General features: G+C 37.4%; 17 protein-coding genes. 13 read left to right on the top strand and 4 right to left on the bottom strand.

What is annotated here, in order from left to right:
• Positions 1 to 5 precede the first annotated feature (5 nt).
• The 3 genes from H9632_RS04470 (at position 6) to H9632_RS04460 (ending at position 2,317) form a co-directional block, all read left to right on the top strand.
• Positions 6 to 497, top strand: a complete 492-nt coding sequence (locus H9632_RS04470; RefSeq protein ID WP_191702904.1) for an RDD family protein — start codon at positions 6 to 8, stop codon at positions 495 to 497.
• A gap of 182 nt (positions 498 to 679) precedes the next feature.
• Entirely contained in the window at positions 680 to 1,186 is a 507-nt protein-coding gene (gene tpx, locus H9632_RS04465) for a thiol peroxidase (protein WP_191702903.1), read from the top strand.
• A gap of 189 nt (positions 1,187 to 1,375) precedes the next feature.
• Positions 1,376 to 2,317: a class I SAM-dependent methyltransferase gene (locus tag H9632_RS04460; RefSeq protein ID WP_191702902.1), complete on the top strand. Its 942-nt coding sequence runs from the start codon at positions 1,376 to 1,378 to the stop codon at positions 2,315 to 2,317.
• Between the two features lie 103 nt (positions 2,318 to 2,420).
• Here the strand turns inward: H9632_RS04460 and H9632_RS04455 are convergent, their stop codons facing one another.
• Positions 2,421 to 2,867 (bottom strand): universal stress protein, encoded by a 447-nt coding sequence (locus H9632_RS04455; protein WP_191702901.1) that lies wholly within the window; start codon positions 2,865 to 2,867, stop codon positions 2,421 to 2,423.
• 324 nt (positions 2,868 to 3,191) lie between these two features.
• Between H9632_RS04455 and ald the strand changes: the two genes are divergently transcribed.
• A complete protein-coding gene (gene ald, locus H9632_RS04450) occupies positions 3,192 to 4,328 on the top strand; it encodes an alanine dehydrogenase (protein WP_191702900.1) in 1,137 nt (378 codons plus the stop codon).
• A 76-nt stretch (positions 4,329 to 4,404) separates the two neighbouring features.
• Here ald and H9632_RS04445 read toward each other — a convergent pair whose 3' ends face one another.
• Both H9632_RS04445 and H9632_RS04440 read right to left on the bottom strand, forming a co-directional pair.
• Complete coding sequence (locus H9632_RS04445) at positions 4,405 to 5,178, bottom strand: SH3 domain-containing protein (protein ID WP_191702899.1); 774 nt, start codon at positions 5,176 to 5,178, stop codon at positions 4,405 to 4,407.
• 487 nt (positions 5,179 to 5,665) lie between these two features.
• The gene (locus tag H9632_RS04440) at positions 5,666 to 6,754 is read right to left on the bottom strand and encodes a M24 family metallopeptidase (protein WP_191702898.1); all 1,089 of its coding nucleotides are present in this window, start codon (positions 6,752 to 6,754) and stop codon (positions 5,666 to 5,668) included.
• Positions 6,755 to 6,875: 121 nt separating this feature from the next.
• On the opposite strand from H9632_RS04440, the gene H9632_RS04435 reads away from it, so the two are divergent.
• Both H9632_RS04435 and H9632_RS04430 read left to right on the top strand, forming a co-directional pair.
• Positions 6,876 to 7,556: a metal-dependent hydrolase gene (locus tag H9632_RS04435; RefSeq protein WP_191702897.1), complete on the top strand. Its 681-nt coding sequence runs from the start codon at positions 6,876 to 6,878 to the stop codon at positions 7,554 to 7,556.
• 170 nt (positions 7,557 to 7,726) lie between these two features.
• The gene (locus H9632_RS04430; RefSeq protein WP_191702896.1) at positions 7,727 to 9,034 is read left to right on the top strand and encodes a DRTGG domain-containing protein; all 1,308 of its coding nucleotides are present in this window, start codon (positions 7,727 to 7,729) and stop codon (positions 9,032 to 9,034) included.
• Between the two features lie 76 nt (positions 9,035 to 9,110).
• Here H9632_RS04430 and H9632_RS04425 read toward each other — a convergent pair whose 3' ends face one another.
• Positions 9,111 to 9,422 carry a YtpI family protein gene (locus H9632_RS04425; RefSeq protein WP_191702895.1) on the bottom strand — a complete coding sequence of 104 codons (312 nt, stop codon included), beginning with the start codon at positions 9,420 to 9,422 and terminating at the stop codon, positions 9,111 to 9,113.
• Positions 9,423 to 9,514: 92 nt separating this feature from the next.
• On the opposite strand from H9632_RS04425, the gene H9632_RS04420 reads away from it, so the two are divergent.
• The 7 genes from H9632_RS04420 to pyk all read left to right on the top strand — a co-directional run bounded on the left by H9632_RS04420 (position 9,515) and on the right by pyk (position 19,179).
• Positions 9,515 to 10,459, top strand: coding sequence for a DHH family phosphoesterase (locus tag H9632_RS04420; RefSeq protein WP_191702894.1), 945 nt, complete (start codon positions 9,515 to 9,517; stop codon positions 10,457 to 10,459).
• Positions 10,460 to 10,478: 19 nt separating this feature from the next.
• The gene (dnaE, locus tag H9632_RS04415; RefSeq protein WP_191702893.1) at positions 10,479 to 13,553 is read left to right on the top strand and encodes a DNA polymerase III subunit alpha; all 3,075 of its coding nucleotides are present in this window, start codon (positions 10,479 to 10,481) and stop codon (positions 13,551 to 13,553) included.
• Between the two features lie 233 nt (positions 13,554 to 13,786).
• The gene (locus H9632_RS04410; protein WP_191702892.1) at positions 13,787 to 14,419 is read left to right on the top strand and encodes a FadR/GntR family transcriptional regulator; all 633 of its coding nucleotides are present in this window, start codon (positions 13,787 to 13,789) and stop codon (positions 14,417 to 14,419) included.
• 33 nt (positions 14,420 to 14,452) lie between these two features.
• Positions 14,453 to 15,325 (top strand): acetyl-CoA carboxylase, carboxyltransferase subunit beta, encoded by an 873-nt coding sequence (gene accD / locus H9632_RS04405; RefSeq protein WP_191702891.1) that lies wholly within the window; start codon positions 14,453 to 14,455, stop codon positions 15,323 to 15,325.
• Entirely contained in the window at positions 15,318 to 16,274 is a 957-nt protein-coding gene (locus tag H9632_RS04400) for an acetyl-CoA carboxylase carboxyltransferase subunit alpha (protein ID WP_191702890.1), read from the top strand. The genes accD and H9632_RS04400 overlap by 8 nt, the downstream gene beginning before the upstream one ends.
• A 157-nt stretch (positions 16,275 to 16,431) precedes the next feature.
• Positions 16,432 to 17,391, top strand: coding sequence for a 6-phosphofructokinase (gene pfkA, locus H9632_RS04395; RefSeq protein ID WP_191702889.1), 960 nt, complete (start codon positions 16,432 to 16,434; stop codon positions 17,389 to 17,391).
• A 27-nt stretch (positions 17,392 to 17,418) separates the two neighbouring features.
• Positions 17,419 to 19,179 carry a pyruvate kinase gene (pyk, locus tag H9632_RS04390; protein WP_191702888.1) on the top strand — a complete coding sequence of 587 codons (1,761 nt, stop codon included), beginning with the start codon at positions 17,419 to 17,421 and terminating at the stop codon, positions 19,177 to 19,179.
• Positions 19,180 to 19,260 lie beyond the last annotated feature (81 nt).

The following is a 19,260-nucleotide window of genomic DNA, read 5'->3' as shown; positions in this document are numbered from 1 at the left end:
AAGCAATGACTGAAGCAATCGAAGTAGTTGATACAACATCTGCCGAAGAGCTGCCTTCTATTAAACAAAAAACAGCGGGTTTTTGGATGCGTTTTTGGGCTTTTGTATTGGATTCCCTTGTCATTAGTGCAATAGTAGGTATATCTATAAAGCCAATATTTGCTTTAATGGATTGGGACACAGCTAGCAATGTTTGGTATGCGCCAATGACCATTATATCTGGAATTATTTTTTATGCTTATTTTGTCCTGTTGACGAAGTTCTTTAAGCAAACATTAGGGAAAATGGTTTTTGGCATAAAGGTTGAAAAGGAAAATGGCGAATCATTGGACTGGATGACTATTCTGTTTCGTGAAGTAGTAGGCAGATTTATTAATGGAACATTATTGTACTTACCATATTTAATCGTCGCTTTTTCACCGAATAATAAAAGTATTGCAGATTATTTTGCGGATACTGTTGTCATTCATGAAAGAATTTATACTAAAGATGTTTAAAAAATATTAGAAGGGGAATTGTAAATTATCGACACCTTCTATAGAAAAGAAAGGGTTGCTTCGTGATCAATTTGATACCGAGCAACCCTTTTCTTTATTTAGTAAGTGAATGTAAGCTCAGTTAGTTGCATTTTTCAAATCATGTTTAGTAATATTAGGGAATATAAAGGAGGCGTATAGTTATGGCACAAGTAACATTTAAAAACGGTCCGGTAACATTAATCGGCAATGAGGTAAAAGTAGGGGATCAAGCCCCAGATTTTAAAGTATTAGCAAACGATTTATCAGAGGTAACACTAAAGAACTCTGAGGGTAAAATTCGCTTATTTTCAGTTGTACCATCATTAGAAACAGGTGTTTGTGACAAGCAGACACGTACATTTAATGAAGCAGCAGCCAATTTAGGTGAAAATGTAGTCATTTATACAGTTTCAATGGACTTGCCATTTGCTCAAAAACGCTGGTGTGGAGCAGCAGGTATTGACAATGTCGTAACCGTATCTGACCACCGCGATGCATCTTTTGGTGAAGCGTATGGCGTACATATGAAAGAATTACGCCTATTAGCACGTTCAATTTTTGTAGTTGATGAAGCAGGCAAAGTAACTTATGTAGAATATGTTCCAGAAGGTACAGACCACCCTAACTATGACGCAGCAATTGAAGCTGTAAAAGCCATTTCAAAATAATTTCGTTTTTTACGATTTTGTTGTAAAGTAAATAAATGAAGATGGATACCCACTCAATGATTATTGAGTGGGTTGTTCATTTGTGGATTGGAAAATAGATTTCAAAAGAGAATCCACAGTAAAGAGGTGGTGTCTCACTTTTTAGTGGGTATCGTTTCTTTGATGAATAGGAATGAGGGAGTTATTTTTATGGAGAAGTTTGAACAAATCTTTAAATACATTAATGACCATGCTGAAACTATTGTTGCCCAAGAAGAGCAGGATTATTTAGAAGCGTTGTTACAAACATTGGAAGAAACACTTGATGGGAAATTTGAGTGGCAAGTAGAAGGTGCAACTAAGGAAGATATGCGTAAAGCTATCCAAATTGCGATTCTTAAAGGTATGCGTAAAAGTGCTCAGCCAAATCACCAAATGACCCCTGACACGTTAGGACTGATTGTGAGCCATTTTGTGGAGCGCTGCTTTGAACAGGAACTCACTGAGCGATCAATATCAATAGTAGACCCAGCCTTAGGGACAGGAAATTTACTGTTTACATTAATGAATGCGTTTGAAGGTAAAGTGGAAGCTACTGGGGTAGAAGTTGATGATGTGCTAATTCGATTAGCCGCAGCAACTGGAGACTTAGTTGAACAACCTGTAACACTATTTCGCCAGGATGCACTCGAGAAGCTACTAGTCGATCCGGTAGATGCAGTGGTATGTGACTTACCTGTAGGTTATTATCCGAACGAAGAGGTAGCACTTGATTATGAATTATGTGCAGCAGAAGGAATGAGTTATTCACACCACTTATTTATTGAGCAATCGCTGAATTATACAAAAGAAGGCGGCTTTGCATTTTTCTTAGTTCCATCTAACTTATTTGAATCTGACCAAGCAAAGCAATTGCATCAGTATATTAAGGGCCATGCGTGGATTCAGGCTGTCATCCAGCTCCCTGAAAATCTATTCGCTTCAAAAGCACATGAGAAAAGTATTTTAATTTTACAGAAGCAAAGTACACAACTAAAAGCACCACGCGAAGTGTTATTGGCAAAAGTACCTAATATGTCCAATAGAGAAGCGTTGGCAATGTTTTTTGAAAAGGTACGTATGTGGAAAGAAAGCAATAATCAAAAACGTTAATATACATCATGATGTTAGTTTAACTGAAGAAACAGATATTATAGAGCCAAAAATGCCATCTACTCAATGTGAGAAGATGGCATTTTACTTTTAAACTATGAAATCATTCTGGAGTACGAATTACTAATACGTCACATTTAGCAGTACGAACGATTGATTCTGAAACTGATCCGATTAAGAAACGTTCTACAGCGTTTAAACCAGTAGCTCCACAAATGATTAAATCTGCTTCTACAATATTTGAAAGGTCTTTTGTAATAATATTTTTAGGAGAACCATACTCGATGATAAGATTTACATTCTCAACACCATCTTCTTCTGCTTGCTTTTTATAGCCATTCAGTAGTTCTTCAGCATGTTGTTGAGCACGCTCAGCAATTGAACGATCATAAGCTTCGATAGCAGCAAAAGAACGTGTATCGATAACGTTTACTAAATTAATTGTTGCACCTTCATTGCGTTTTGCTACATCAATTGATTTACGGAACGCATATTCAGCCTCTTTAGAACCGTCTACCGCTACTACAATGCTTTTATAATGATTTGCCATTTCCATTACCTCCTAATTTTTCTATGACTTCATTATAACAAATGTTTTTCGAATAGAAACACCTAACCCCGAAAATTAAAAAAATTACCATTGTTATGTCACGATTTAGGTTGGAAATGTACATAATTTGTTCAAATACTATGATAATATATTTTTATTACAATATTTAATATAATTTCTAATTTAAATATTGTCAGTGAAGCGTACTATTCTGAATAAATTTTATATTTAAAATAAATCTACTATTTTTGTGTTAAAGTTGGTAGAATGGATTTGAATTATGTTATGCATTTTTCTAAGCGATGTTTATAGGGAGGAATTACGTTGAAAATCGGGGTACCGAAAGAGATAAAAAATAATGAGAATCGTGTGGCAATGACACCAGCAGGAGTATTGTCATTAATTGCTAATGGTCATGAAGTGTATATTGAAAAAGGTGCTGGGTTAGGTTCAGCATTTACAGATGATGACTATATTGCAGCTGGCGCAAAAATTGTAGATACAGCTGCAGATGCATGGAATGCGGAAATGGTTCTGAAAGTAAAAGAACCTGTTAAGAGTGAATATAGTTATTTCCGTGAAGGTTTAATATTATTTACTTATCTACATTTGGCACCAGAACCAGAACTTACAAAGGCTTTACTAGAAAAGCGTGTTACAGGGATTGCATATGAAACGGTTCAATTACCAAACCGTTCATTACCATTATTGACACCGATGAGTGAAGTGGCAGGTAAAATGGCGACTCAAGTTGGTGCGCATTATTTAGAGAAATACCAAGGTGGAAAAGGGATTTTACTTGGGGGTGTCTCAGGTGTTCCACGCGGGAAAGTAACTGTAATTGGTGGCGGTATTGCTGGTACAAATGCAGCGAAAATTGCAGTAGGTATGGGCGCGGATGTAACAGTGATTGACTTAAGCCCAGAACGTTTACGTCAGCTTGAAGATATATTCGGTCGTGATGTACAAACTTTAATTTCTAACCCATACAATATTGCTGACGCTGTTCGCTCGGCAGATTTAGTTATTGGATCTGTTTTAATTCCTGGAGCTAAGGCACCGAAATTAGTTACAGAAGAAATGATTAAATCTATGTCACCAGGATCAGTTGTAGTTGATATTGCGATTGACCAAGGTGGTTGTTTCGAAACTTCTGAAAAGGTTACGACACATGACAACCCAACATTCGTTAAACATGACGTAGTTCACTATACAGTTGCAAATATGCCTGGTGCAGTGCCACGTACATCTACACTGGCATTAACAAATAATACAGTGCCATATGCACTGCAAATTGCCAATAAAGGATTTATTAAAGCGTGTTTAGACAATACAGCATTAAAGCTTGGTTTAAACACGGTAGATGGGCATGTTGTCTATGAGGCGGTAGCAGATGCACAGGGATTACCTTATGTAGCTGTAGATGACGTTTTAGGCGTATTGACAGGATTAAACAGCTAAAAGTAATATAAAATGTTTTAAACAAAAAATACTCGGATGTTAACCAATTAACGTCCGAGTGTTGTTTATTGATTATTTAATTCACCGAAACAAGCTCTGCTGTAATTTCACCTTCAAAGTTTTTAACTCGAATTATACCGTAATCTTTTGCTAAATAAAGTTTAGATCCATTTGGATATTTGATGACTACAACATTCTTAAAAGTCCCTGCTTTAGTCTTTAAAGTAGTCGATGTACTTTCAACAACTACTTCTGTTTTCGTATTCGATTCAATTCCATAATCCGTATCATAAATTGTCGACTTTTCCTTCATCGGATAACTTAAAGAAAAGAAGAAAACATCAGAATAGGCTACACCAAGTTCGAAACTATTTTCATTTTCGATATATGTGTATCCAATAAAATCTTCTTCCATTAAGCTAACGGAATTCCTTATATCTGGATTGATGGAAGCTTTATACGTAGTTTTTGCTCCTCCTTCAAAAGAAGGTTCATACGTATAGTTTCGATTAGCTTTAGGGAGTAGACCATTCGTAATAACAGGTGGTTTTTTAGGTTCAAATTTTTCCGGTTTTTCCGTCGTTAAAGTTTTTGAATGAATATAACCTTTATTGCCGTTATGTGTTATATAAGCCCATTGTCTATCTTTTGAAAGTACGGTAACTTTAGAAAAGTTTTCAATGAGTGATAATTGTTTTGCACTAGGTGATGGCGCATCACGTAAAAAAATATTTTCTTCTGCATTAATAAACTGAGTCGACTCGGCATGTGCTGGCTGCGTTTGTAATAAACTAATTGGCATTAGAAGCATAAGCAGGATGATTAGCATAAATAACCATAATTTTTTCATGATGCACTCCCTTTCTTGATTTTAATTTTCTCTATAAAATACCTATTCCTTAATTTTACCTATAGAAAACGAGTAAAAATATGGGAATAACCTTAAAAGTATATAAATCCGAGTAGTTCAATATCGCGAAAACATTGATATGCCTTCACTTAATAACAACTCCTCACAGCGAAAGATTATTATCAAATCCCCTACAAAAAATATTCTCATGGACAATTATATTACTGAGACTTTTCTTTATTCCTACTTTATTTTAAAAATAAAATACTAAATATGTTCTAAATCTTATAAGTGCCTAAGATTGAATAATTGCGGAAATAGAGGAATAGCATAATGTCTCTCAAAAAAGGGTTGTATTGAAGTCCAAAATGAACTAACAATACAACCTTTTATGTGTTAAATATTTTTTTGAACGATTGCTGCTAAAGCGAGGACTGTGTCAAAGCTGTTACCTGGGAATTCAGCTATGCTGACATAGCAATTAGATTTATAAAATTACTAATTCCTTAGTAAACTTCGTTAATATTTCTACGCCGTCGTTTGTTACGACTACATCATCTTCAATACGAACTCCGGCTGCGTCTGATTTATAAATCCCTGGTTCGATTGTAAATACTGTACCGGGCTGTAAAGTCATTTCATTTGTTCCTGTAATTGATGGGAACTCATGGACTGAAATTCCAAGCCCATGACCTAAACGGTGAGTGAAATATTCACCATATCCTGCATCAGTAATTATATCACGGGAAATTTTATCTAGATCCATTGCGCGAACACCTGGTTTTACTGCTTCGATTGCTGCTTCATTAGCGTGGCGTACTGTATTGTAGATTTTCATTTGTTCTTCATTTGGCTGACCGAATGCTACTGTTCGTGTAATATCTGAACAATACCCTTCATAAATAACACCTAAATCGAATAATATGAAGTCACCTTTTTGAATTTTGCGATCACCCGGAGTACCGTGTGGAGAAGCTGTTTTTTCACCTGCAAGTACCATCGTATTGAAGCTCATCGCATACCCTTTTGCCTTAATGGCAGATTCAATTGTATTTAAAATTTCCATTTCTGTTTTGCCTTCAGCGATTGCGTCACAGCCTACTTCAATTGCAAAGTCTGCTAATTGTGCGGCTTTACGTAATTTCACAAGCTCTTCTTCGTCTTTACAAATACGGAGTGCATTTACCTTTTCGTCGATATTTGTAAATTTCAAAGTATCAAAACGATCTTGGATTGCTTCTAAACGTTCAACTGTTAAATGGGATTTTTCGATTGCCAATGTATTAAATGCTACGTTTCGTGCTCGAACGGCCTTTGCCACAACATCCCATGCATTTTCAGTATCTTCATGTCCAATTACTTCATAAGACCATCCCGCTGCTACAACGTCTGGTATTTCCATTTTTGGACAAATTAAAAAAGGCTCTGCGTTTTTAAATACCATGACACCGAGTAAACGTTCATGCGGATCACTTTTAAAATTAGAAAAGTAAAACACATTATCGGGAGTAGTGATAAAAGCAGCATCCCACTCATTTTCTACTAAATATTGCTGTAATTGATTTTGCTTTGACATATTAAAAATCCCCTTTATTTCCTAAGATTGAATTCATAATAAGCATATCAAAAAAAGGAGATTTATGCATAAGTATCGAATAGATCAGAGGTGACAATATATCTTTTAGGAGGGTAATTTTATGAAAGTTTCATATCATGGGCATTCAGTTATAAAAATAGTAACGAATGGTACAACTATTTTAATAGACCCTTTTATAAATGGAAATGGTCTTACAGATTTAAAAGTTGCAAACGAAAATCCGGATGTTATTTTATTGACACACGGCCATAATGATCACGTAGGAGATACGGTTGAATTGGCCAAAAAGAATAATGCGCTTGTTGTTGCACCAAATGAGCTAGCCGATTATTTAGGCTGGCAAGGGTGCAATGTTCATAATATGCATATCGGTGGCGCGCACGAATTTGAATTTGGGAAGGTTAAGTTTACACAGGCTTTCCATGGTTCTTCATATGTAACGGAGAATAAGGAGATTATTTATACGGGCATGCCTTCAGGAATTTTATTTACAGCAGAAGGAAAAACAATTTACCATGCTGGTGATACGGCATTGTTTGGAGACATGGAACTGATAGGAAAACGACATCCAATTGATGTGGCTTTCCTGCCAATCGGGGATAATTTTACAATGGGACCAGAAGATGCAGCGTATGCAGTAACATTATTAAAACCAAAAATTGTTGTCCCGATACACTACAATACATTCCCACCAATTACACAAAACCCTGGCGAATTTGCGAAGCTTGTAGAAGGGGCGGAAGTCCAAATTCTAAAGTCAGGTGAATTTGTAGAATTTTAATATAAAAAAGCAAACTGCCCAACCTTGTAAACCTGGTTGGGCAGTTTGTCTTATTTTTTGTTGTTTTTTATAAGCAAAAATGGGGGTATAGATATGGAATATATATAATTGCAACGTTTAAATATGGTACACTAAGGACATAAATGAATGATGAGAAATAGGTGATGTAATTGTCAACAAAACACGAGAAAATATTACAATACATTGAATCACTACCAGTTGGCGATAAAATATCTGTCCGTCAAATTGCAAAGGAAATGCAAGTAAGTGAAGGGACAGCTTATCGTGCGATTAAAGAAGCTGAAAATCGTAGGCTAGTTAGTTCAATTGAACGTGTAGGAACCATTCGTATTGAAAAGAAAAAGAAAGAAAATATTGAACGATTAACATTTGCGGAAATTGTAAATATTATTGATGGTCAAGTGTTGGGTGGGAAGTCAGGTCTACATAAGACGTTAACTAAATTTGTAATCGGTGCGATGAAGCTTGACGATATGATGCGATATACAGATGCAGGAAGCCTTCTGATTGTTGGAAACCGTACACAAGCTCATGAATATGCATTAAAAACCGGTGCGGCCGTATTAATTACAGGTGGTTTTGATACGACGGATTTGAATAAAGCATTGGCTGATGAATTGGATTTACCGATTATTTCAACAACATACGATACGTTTACAGTAGCTACAATGATTAACCGTGCTATTTATGACCAATTAATTAAAAAAGATATTTTACTTATTGAAGATGTATACGTACCAATGGAGGATACTGCCGTACTAAGAAATAGTGATACCATTGCAGACTTCCATAGACAGAATCGCCGAACAACACATGGGGCATTCCCTGTTTTAACACATCAAAATAAGCTAGTTGGTATGATTACGAGTAAAGATGTTATTGGGAAAGAAGAGTCAGAACCGATTGATAAGGTTATGACAAAGAATCCAATTGCTGCTTCCATGAAAACAAGTGTAGCCTCTGCAGGCCACCGAATGATTTGGGAAGGGATAGACTTGCTTCCGGTCATAGATGAAGATGGGCTGTTAAAAGGGGTTATTAGCCGTCAGGACGTTTTAAAGGCGATACAATTAGCACAGCGTCAGCCACAGCACGGAGAGACAATTGATGATTTGGTTAAAAATGAGATGCGTGTTATGGGTGAAGAAGAAATCGCTGTGGAGTTTACAGTCACACCGCAAATGACAAATCAATTTGGCGCGATTTCCTATGGTGCCTTTACCATTTTACTTTCGGAAGTTGGAGCTTTTGCATTGAAACGTCGTAAGCGTGGAGAAGCTGTTGTAGAAAATATGAATATTTACTTTATCAAGCCTGTACAGATGGAGAGTGTGTTAACGGTCCGTCCAAGAATTTTGGACATGTCCCGTAAATTTGTGAAGATGGATTTTGAAGTATTTAGTGGAGCAAATCTTGTTGGAAAAGCGATGATGACTTTCCAACTATTAGAACGATAATGTAAAAGTGTTATTGAATTTAAATAATAAAAAGGGGTGTCCTCAAGGTCAACACCTTTAGAAACACCCTTTTCATTTACTTATTTAATTCATATTCTTCATGTACGTAACGTCCTTCATGACGCATACGTTTATAATTGTTTACACCTAAACCGGCACCTAAAACAATAAATACTGCTGCAATGGCAAATCCAATTATATCGGGATATAAGATTATTGCATTAAGGCCGAAGAAAATCAAAAATGATGCAAGTGAAACACCTGCTTTTGCAGTATACCATTTTCGGCGAATAGGCAAAGTAGAGCGGAATTGCTTCGTTTTAAAATAAAAGTAAAATACAAGTGATGCTACAATACCAGCAACGAACAGAAAATTTAAATAGACCATAGTGAACCTCCTAGTAGCCAAACTACTAAATATTGTAACGATTTTTCATAAAAAATGATATAGGTTTTCACTATGTACGAGGGGGAAATGTTGTGAAACGTCAAATAATTGACAAAATTAAACAATATGACACAATTATACTTCACCGCCATGTACGACCAGATCCAGATGCATATGGATCTCAAATTGGTTTGGCAGAATTAATACGTGCGAATTATCCGGAGAAAGAAGTATTTACAGTCGGTGAACATGATCCGTCTTTATCGTTTTTAGCTTTCCCGCAAAATATAGAAGATACGAAGTTTAATAATGCACTCATTATTGTAACTGACACAGCAAATACAGAGCGTATTGATGACGAACGCTATAAAAAAGGTGACTCTATTATTAAAATCGATCACCATCCAAATGACGATGCATATGGTGATTTACTATGGGTTGATACTAATGCAAGCTCATGCAGTGAGATGGTTTATGAACTTTTTGAAGAAGGCAGAGAGTATGCCAATTGGCAAATGTCCGATGCAGCAGCACGACTCTTATTTGCAGGCATTGTTGGAGATACGGGTCGTTTCCTTTTCCCAAGTGCGAGTCCAAAAACATTTGAAACTGCAGGTCAGCTAGTCCAATATAATTTCGACCGCAATCAAGTATTTGATGGTATGTACGAGATGGAACGCAAACTTTTAAATTTACAAGGGTACGTATACCAGCATTTTGAAATGGATGAAAACGGCATGGCCTACATTAAATTGCCTTCATCTATTTTAAAGCAATATGATGCTACACCTTCCGAAACATCCCTATTAGTTGGCTCGTTGGGCAATGTGAAAAATATCCGTGCATGGGTTATGTTTATCGAAGACAATGATACAATTCGTGTTCGTTTACGTTCGAAAGGTCCGATTATCAATGGGCTGGCAAAAAAATATAATGGCGGAGGACACCCGTTAGCATCCGGTGCAACAGCCTATACTTGGGAAGAGGCAGATCAAGTAATTGATGATTTAAAAGCTATTTGTAAAGAATATAAATAATATGTTGGAGGGATGAAGCGTGACTGTATATCCACAAATACGGACAAGTGCCGATTTATTAAAAAGTACAATTCGTCTTGAAGAGCTCATCCCTTTTTTACATCAACAAAAGGCAAAAAGCTGTGCAATCGTCAATACGAAATTGTACGGACTTTTGCCTTTTTGGTTTGAAATGAAAAGGGCCGGCATACATCCGGTAATTGGGTTGACAATACAGCTAGAATGGACAGAAGAACAGTCATTGCCGCTTGTATTATATGCGAAAACAAACGAAGGCTATCAAAATCTATTGAAGATTTCCAGCAGTATTGCGATTCGATCGGATCAAACAATTCCTTTAAGATGGTTGCTGGCCTATGGAAAAGGAATAGTCTTTATGATTCCCGCTCTTGATTTACAAGGAAGATGGCTGCAGCAAACGGCTGAGAATACATTGCTGGAGATTAAAAATGCTTATTCTAATGAGCTATATATTGGAATATCACGTGGATCAAATGAAGGCCCATTTGAAAGACAAGCTGTAGAATTTGCAGTGAAAAATGGGTTGCCAATTGTTGCGACACATGAATCACTATTTTTGAAAGAAGAGGATTTTTTTTCATATGAAGTTGCCCAAGCCATCGAAACAGGTGTGAAACTTAATGAAGCAGCAATAAACAATAAACAGGAAAGCTATGTATTAACTGCAGAGCAATGGCAAGGGAAGTTCCAGGATGAACCACAATGGCTCTTACAAATGGAAAGTTTATTAATGAGCTGTCAAGTTCAATTAACTACGAATGATGTTTATATGCCAAGATTTCCTCTACAGAAAGGGGATACGGCAGAAAAGATATTGCAGCAGCAAGTAGTTGCTGGACTGCAGCGCAGATTAAAAATGGATTCATTGCCGAGTCAGTATTTGGAACGGATGAACTATGAGTTGGACGTCATTCAATCAATGGGGTATTCTGATTATTTTTTGATTGTTGCTGACTTTATGCGATTTGCACGAGAGGAACAAATATTAACAGGTCCAGGACGAGGCTCTTCTGCGTCATCGCTCGTTGCCTATGCACTTGAAATTACACAAGTAGACCCTCTACAATATGATTTACTATTCGAGCGCTTTTTAAATCCTGAGCGCATAACTTTACCGGATATCGATATTGATTTTTTGGATACGAGGCGTCATGAAGTAATTCAATATGTGGCGAAAAAATATGGGAAGCAGTATGTCGCGCAAATTATTACGTTTGGTACGCTATCGGCAAAAGCTGTTGCACGAGATGTCGCCCGAATGTTCAATTTTGAAAGTGAAACATTGGAGATGATTTCAAAACTTATTCCAAATAAACCAGGTATTACGTTACAGGAAGCATATTCGAAATCCGAAAATTTGAGGGAGTGGATAGCAGCAGAGCCAATACGCCAAAAGTGGTTTAAAACGTCGCTTCGATTGGAGGGGCTACCACGAAATGCTTCGACCCATGCAGCGGGCGTCGTATTAAGTCCGGTCCCATTAGTAGATATCGTTCCGATTGAAGAAGGTCATGAAGGAATTTATTTGACACAATGGCCAATGCTTGAAGTTGAGCAAACAGGCTTGTTGAAAATTGATTTTTTAGGACTGCGCAATTTAACGATTCTTGAACAAATTAGGAAATCTATTCAGTTTACACATGATGTTCGACTGGATTTTAATCAAATTCCACTTAATGACGGGAAGACATTTGAACTCCTACAGCATGGAGATACTGCTGGTATTTTCCAGCTCGAATCAGATGGAATGAAAAATGCTCTACGGGAAATAAAACCAACTCACTTTTTAGATATTGTGGCAGTAAATGCATTATATAGACCCGGCCCAATGGAATTTATCCCGCTTTATGCAAGAAGGAAGCATAAAAAAGAGCAGGTAATGATGCCGCATCCGGATTTAACGCCAATTTTGGAAGAAACACATGGGGTTATCATTTACCAAGAACAAATTATGCGTATAGCCAATGTAATGGCAGGCTTTTCGTTTGGACAGGCTGATTTGCTCCGCCGTGCTGTAAGTAAAAAGAAGCGGGATGTGTTGGAACAGCAGCGTGCATCTTTTGTGAAAGGTGCAATGGCAAAAGGCTATACAGAGCAAGTAGCAGAAGAAGTTTATGCATTAATTGTACGCTTTGCTGATTATGGTTTCCCAAAAAGCCATGCAGTAGCATATAGTATCATTTCGTATCAAATGGCATATTTAAAAGCAAATTATCCTGTTAATTTCTATGCTGCTCTTCTTACAAATGCAACGGGCAATACAGAAAAGCTTGCACAAATTTTAATGGAGGCAAAAGCAAGGGGCATTGAAATTCTGCCGCCATCGATTAATCGAAGTATGCGCCATTTTAAAGTAGAGGGCGGGAAGATTCGTTTTAGTTTTTCTGCGATTAAAGGAGTACCTCAGCCATTTTTGCAAAAGTTGTTAATTGCCCGTGAAGAAAGACAAAAACCGTTCGAATCTATATTTGATTTAGCGGTTACCATGACGACAGCGAATTTCAACCGTAAAATAATCGAACCGTTGATTAAAGCTGGGGCACTTGATGAATTTGGAAAAGATCGTGCTACATTACTTGCTACAATTGAAGGAGCACAAAAACAAGCTGATTTTGTGCGACCGGGCGGAGATGATTTATTTGAAGGCGCTCTACTTGCATTTGGTAAGCCGAAATACAATGAAACATCACCGATACCGGAAAAAATAAAGCTACAATACGAAAAAGAAGTACTCGGTTTTTATTTATCAGATCATCCAATTGTTAAAGTACGCAAACATTTCCCGGAAGTTACAGCAACAGTTCAAACATTATCCCAACTGAAAGAAAATGCTTACGTAAAAATGATTGGCCAAGTTCAGGAAATGCGTCAGCTTCGTACTAAGCGAGGAGAACTGATGGCATTTGTCCAATTGGAGGATGAATATGGGGCGGTCTCTTTAACACTTTTTCCGAAAGAATACGAGAAAGTCGTTGGTAAATTACAGGAGGATACTTTGCTCTATATTGAAGGGTTTTTCGAACATCGCTTTAATAAATCACAAATAAAGATCAAGGAAATTATTATAAAATAAATAGTATTATAGAGCGTTTCTAATAAAATTAGAAACGCTCTTTTTATATTACTTCATCAAATTTTATCGAAAAAACATAAAAATAGTTATATATTCGCAAATTTTATTATATATAAGATTATAGTTTTATAATTTCCCTTTACAACTTCAAAAACATTTTGTATCCTTACTGTATAAACTGGTCTGACCACTTTTGATAAATTATGAATGTTGGACCCGATGAGGTGAAAAGTGTGGAAGAAAAGCCCGCAAAAAAAATATTCATACAAATTGTAAAGCAATTGCATGATTTAATAGCTGAACAAAATATTCAGGAAGGGCAAAAGCTGCCTTCAGAAAGAGTGTTAAGTGAACAGCTACAAGTGGGAAGGTCTTCTGTCAGAGAAGCTTTACGTAGTTTGGAATTGCTTGGTTTAATTGAAACAAGACATGGTGGAGGTACTTATTTAGCCAGCATGAAGCACCATCAATTCGTTGAAATTGTCGGTTCGTTTATTCTGCAGGATGAGAAATCTATAGCTGATGTCCATGCGACAAGACAAATGCACGAAAAAGAAGCAATTCGTATCATTTGTCAGTCTCCTGTTTTCTGCGCATTACCGATTTGGAAAAGTTTTTTTGTGAAGGTGGAGCTTGGGGAATCATTAAAGAGAGAAGATATACTTCGAGAATGTATTGTTATTTCCGGGAACCGACTTTCATTAAAAATTTGGCTGCAGCTCCTTGCATTTAGCGACAAGCTGCTCGCGACTGATATAACTGCCGAAGAGAAAAGGGAAGTAAAGACTTTACTAGCTTCTATGCAGATGGGGTATTCACAGGAAGCACTTGATGCATACGAAAACTGGATGGCCATTATAAAATAAACATTTTTCAAATCAATTCAAAGGGGGATTACGATGTCAATTCGTGATTTATTTACAATTAGCCGCAAAAAAAATACAGATAATATAACAAAAAGAGAAGATGAAAAAGCCTTTCCAGAAGGCATCGTTACAAAATGTCCAAAATGCAAAATGATTCATGTAACAAAGGAAATAGAGAAAAACCTGAAAGTATGTACGAAATGCCAGCATCATTTTAGTTTGACAGCAGAAGAAAGAATTGCATGCTTTCTAGATAAAGGGTCATTTGTGTCAATGGATGATCATCTTCAAACGACAAACCCTTTAAATTTCCCTGCTTATGTGGAAAAAATAGAAATCGATAAAAAGAAAACAGGTTTGAATGAAGCAGTTTTAACAGGGGTAGGAGCATTAAAAGGCATGCAGGTCGTCGTTGCAGTAATGGATTCACATTTCCGTATGGGGTCGATGGGATCTGTTGTAGGAGAAAAAATTACGCGAGCTGTAGAAAAAGCAACAGAACTTAGAGTGCCATTTATTATTTTTACTGCCAGTGGTGGAGCTCGTATGCAAGAAGGCGTACTTTCCTTGATGCAAATGGCGAAAACGAGTGTTGCATTAAAACGTCATAGCGAAGAAGGCTTGCTTTATATTTCTATTATGACGCATCCTACAACAGGAGGTGTTTCTGCAAGTTTCGCATCGATTGGGGATTATAATATTGCCGAACCCCAAAGTTTAATTGGCTTTGCAGGGCGTCGTGTCATCGAGCAGACAGTAAGGGAAAAGTTGCCTGATGATTTCCAAACGGCAGAATTTTTATTGGACCATGGTCAACTTGATGCCATTTTTAATCGATTGGAAATGCGAGATAAAATTGCAACAATTGTGAAGTTACATGTACAAGGAGGCGTATCCCATGTCTAAATTAATGGCGTTTGAAGAACCAGTTGTGAAGCTTCGAGAAAAAATTGTGGAGTTAAAAACGATTGCAACAGAAGCGGAAGTCGATATGAGCGGTGAAATTGAGAAGCTAGAATCGAGATTGCAGGAGTTGGAGAAAAATGTTTATGCGAATATGGAGCCATGGGACCGAGTGCAAGTAGCCCGACATGCTGAACGCCCGACAACTCTTGAGTATATTGAACGGATATTTGATGATTTCATTGAACTGCATGGGGATCGTACATTTAAGGATGATGCATCAATTGTTGGGGGGATTGCCTCATTTAATGGGCAGGCAATTACGATTATTGGTCACCAACGCGGAAAAACGACGAAAGAGAATATTCGACGTAATTTTGGTATGCCACACCCGGAAGGATATCGTAAAGCATTGCGATTGATGAAGCAAGCGGAGAAATTTAATCGTCCTATTATTTGTTTTATTGATACGAAAGGTGCCTACCCAGGGAAAGCAGCTGAGGAGCGCGGTCAAAGTGAAGCTATTGCACGCAACTTATTTGAAATGGCTGGTCTCCGGGTACCGATTATTAGTGTTGTTATAGGGGAAGGCGGTAGTGGTGGTGCACTTGCATTAGGCGTAGCGAACCAAATTTTAATGCTTGAAAATGCGACCTACTCAGTTATTTCTCCAGAAGGAGCGGCATCGATTTTATGGAAAGATGCAAGCTATGCTAAGCAAGCAGCAGAAGCTATGAAAATAACAGCCCTTGATTTAAAGCAGCTTGAAATTATTGATGGCATTATTCCGGAAGTTGCCGGAGGAGCGCATAAAGATAAGGAACAGCAAGCTATAATAATGAAAGAATACATTACAAATACTTTAAACGATTTAAATAAAGAAAGTGCCGAGCAATTAGTGGAGAATCGTTATACAAAATTTAAGAACATCGGTCAATATATTGAACAATAATATTGTTTAACTAATGATTGAAGAGCTAAGAATGCGTGAAAGCGCATTCTTTCGTTATTTTCAAATGCTTTACATTTTTGTTTTCTAGAATAGTTACATATAAGTGGGTTTTCTGTTAATGTGAATAGTAACAGTCGTAATAGGAGGAAAAGGTCGTATGAAGAAAATTGCGGTTTTAACGAGTGGTGGAGATGCACCTGGGATGAATGCTGCTATTAGGGCAGTTGTTCGTAAAGCACGTTTTCACGAGGTAGACGTTGTCGGAGTTTATCATGGCTACGAAGGTCTTTATAATGGGAAATTTGAACTTTTAGATATTGGTTCGGTTGGCGATATTATACAACGAGGCGGTACGAAATTGTACTCTGCACGTTTCCCTGAATTTAAACAGGACGAATTCCAATATAAAGCAATTGAACGTATGAAAGAAGAAGGTATAGAAGGCTTAGTAGTGATTGGTGGAGATGGTTCTTATCGTGGAGCAATGCAATTAACTGAAAAAGGGTTCCCTTGTGTCGGCATACCTGGAACAATAGACAATGACGTACCTGGAACAGAATATACGATTGGCTTTGATACCGCATTGAATACAGTTGTTGATTCAATTGATAAAATTCGTGATACTGCAACAAGCCATGAAAATACATTTGTTATTGAAGTAATGGGACGTGATGCGGGCGATATAGCACTGTGGTCAGGTTTAGCAGCAGGCGCCGAATCTATTTTGATTCCTGAAGAATCATTTGAAATAGAGGATATTGTAATCCGTCTTGAACGAGGGGCAGCTCGCGGCAAGCGACATAGTATAATAATTGTAGCTGAAGGTGTAATGAATGGACATAAGCTGGCGAAGCAACTGGAAGAACGTACAGGTGTAAAAATTCGTACATCTGTTTTAGGTCATATACAACGCGGTGGTTCTCCATCTGCCCGTGATCGTGTGTTAGCAGGAAGATTCGGTGCAAGAGCGGTTGAATTGTTATTGGAAAATAAAGGCGGTAGAGCAGTTGGCGTGAAAAATCATGAAGTTATAGATTATGATTTAAGGGAAGCATTTGAAACAAAGCACAAGGCAGATTTAAGTTTGTATTCATTATCAAAAGAACTTTCAATTTAAAGTGCATAAAATGGAGATGACAAAACTATGAGAAAAACTAAAATTGTTTGTACAATCGGACCAGCAAGTGAATCACCAGAAATGTTAAATAAGTTAATCGAAGCAGGTATGAATGTAGCACGCTTAAACTTTTCACACGGAAACCATGAAGAACACGCTGCTCGTATTGCAGCCATTCGTGATGCGTCAGAACGAATGAAACAACCGGTAGGAATATTATTGGATACAAAAGGCCCGGAAATTAGAACACATTCGATGGAAAACGGAGAGTTGCACTTAGTTTCAGGACAAGTTATCGATATTTCAATGACAGAAGTGTTGGGAAATGAATCACGATTCTCAGTGACTTATGATCAATTAATAGAAGATGTTGACCAAAACGATAAAATTTTATTAGATGACGGTTTAATTGAACTGCGCGTGTTGGCTAAAGACTTGGAACAAGGATTAATCCATACAATCGTAGAAAATGCCGGAGTTTTGAAAAATAAAAAAGGTGTTAACGTACCGGGCGTATCTGTCAAATTACCAGGTATTACGGATAAAGATGCAGCGGATATTCTATTTGGTATTGACCAAGGGATTGATTTTATCGCTGCTTCATTCGTACGTACGGCGAAGGATGTTCTGGAAATCCGTGAGTTACTGGAGCAAAACGAAGGAGGTCATATTCAGATCATTCCTAAAATTGAAAACCAAGAAGGTGTAGATAATATTGATGAAATTATCGAAGTTTCTGATGGTTTAATGGTAGCTCGTGGAGATCTAGGTGTAGAAATTCCAGCAGAAGAAGTACCACTAGTACAAAAATCATTAATTCGTAAATGTAATCAAGTAGGTAAACCTGTAATTACGGCTACCCAAATGCTAGATTCTATGCAACGTAATCCTCGCCCTACACGTGCTGAAGCGTCCGATGTTGCAAATGCGATTATGGATGGTACAGATGCAATTATGCTTTCAGGAGAAACGGCTGCCGGTTTATATCCTGTAGAGTCGGTAGCAACGATGAACAAAATAGCAAACCGTACAGAAAATGCCCTCGATTACCGAGCAATTGTCGCACAACGTAGTCGCGAAAAAGAAGCGAACATGACAGAAGCAATTTCTCAAGCTGTTGCCTATACATCGATTAACCTAGGAGTTAAAGCAGTATTAGCCCCAACAGAAAGCGGCAATACAGCTAAAATGATTGCAAAATACCGTCCGGGTGTATCCATTATTGCTGTGACAAGCCAACCTTCTACAGCTCAGAAATTGACGTTAGTTTGGGGTGTTAAACCAATTTTGACACAACGTGTTTCAACGACAGATGAAATTTTGGAGCTTTCGGTAGACGAAGCATTACAATATGAATATGTTAGCCATGGAGATGTTGTTGTTATTACAGCAGGAGTTCCGGTAGGGGAAGCTGGTACTACAAACTTAATGAAAGTCCATGTGATTGGAGACCTATTGGCTCGTGGGCAAGGCATTGGGAGACATTCTGTAGTCGGTAAGGCAATTGTCGCAAAAAATGCAGGCGAAGCTTTAACTTATGATACAGAAGGTGCAATCATTGTCACAGTCGGTTCAGATCGTGAAATGATGCCGGCAATAGAAAAATGTGCGGGTATTATTACTGAAGAAGGCGGCTTAACATCACACGCAGCAGTAGTAGGCTTAAGCTTAGGCATTCCAGTAATTGTTGGGGTGAAAGAAGCTACAACATTAATCCGCCATGGTCAGGAAATTACAATGGATGCTGAAACAGGTGTCATTTATAAAGGACATGCAAGCGTTTTGTAATAAAATGAATGAAAGCTACTCTGTTAAGTGTAAACTTGCAGAAGTAGCTTTTTTTTGAAACTTTTTCACTCTTTAAACGTA

Source organism: Solibacillus merdavium (assembly GCF_014836935.1).
GTDB classification, from domain to species: Bacteria; Bacillota; Bacilli; order Bacillales_A; family Planococcaceae; genus Solibacillus; species Solibacillus ferritrahens.
Note: the sequence above shows the minus strand (reverse complement) of the source record. Positions and strands in the feature narration are given on the sequence as shown.

Coding starts and splice junctions, on each gene's coding strand:
- H9632_RS04470 (WP_191702904.1), top strand. CDS start 6: ATGACTGAAGCAATCGAAGTAGTTGATACAACATCTGCCGAAGAGCTG.
- tpx (WP_191702903.1), top strand. CDS start 680: ATGGCACAAGTAACATTTAAAAACGGTCCGGTAACATTAATCGGCAAT.
- H9632_RS04460 (WP_191702902.1), top strand. CDS start 1,376: ATGGAGAAGTTTGAACAAATCTTTAAATACATTAATGACCATGCTGAA.
- H9632_RS04455 (WP_191702901.1), bottom strand. CDS start 2,867: ATGGCAAATCATTATAAAAGCATTGTAGTAGCGGTAGACGGTTCTAAA.
- H9632_RS04445 (WP_191702899.1), bottom strand. CDS start 5,178: ATGAAAAAATTATGGTTATTTATGCTAATCATCCTGCTTATGCTTCTA.
- H9632_RS04440 (WP_191702898.1), bottom strand. CDS start 6,754: ATGTCAAAGCAAAATCAATTACAGCAATATTTAGTAGAAAATGAGTGG.
- H9632_RS04435 (WP_191702897.1), top strand. CDS start 6,876: ATGAAAGTTTCATATCATGGGCATTCAGTTATAAAAATAGTAACGAAT.
- H9632_RS04425 (WP_191702895.1), bottom strand. CDS start 9,422: ATGGTCTATTTAAATTTTCTGTTCGTTGCTGGTATTGTAGCATCACTT.
- accD (WP_191702891.1), top strand. CDS start 14,453: ATGTCAATTCGTGATTTATTTACAATTAGCCGCAAAAAAAATACAGAT.
- H9632_RS04400 (WP_191702890.1), top strand. CDS start 15,318: ATGTCTAAATTAATGGCGTTTGAAGAACCAGTTGTGAAGCTTCGAGAA.
- pfkA (WP_191702889.1), top strand. CDS start 16,432: ATGAAGAAAATTGCGGTTTTAACGAGTGGTGGAGATGCACCTGGGATG.
- pyk (WP_191702888.1), top strand. CDS start 17,419: ATGAGAAAAACTAAAATTGTTTGTACAATCGGACCAGCAAGTGAATCA.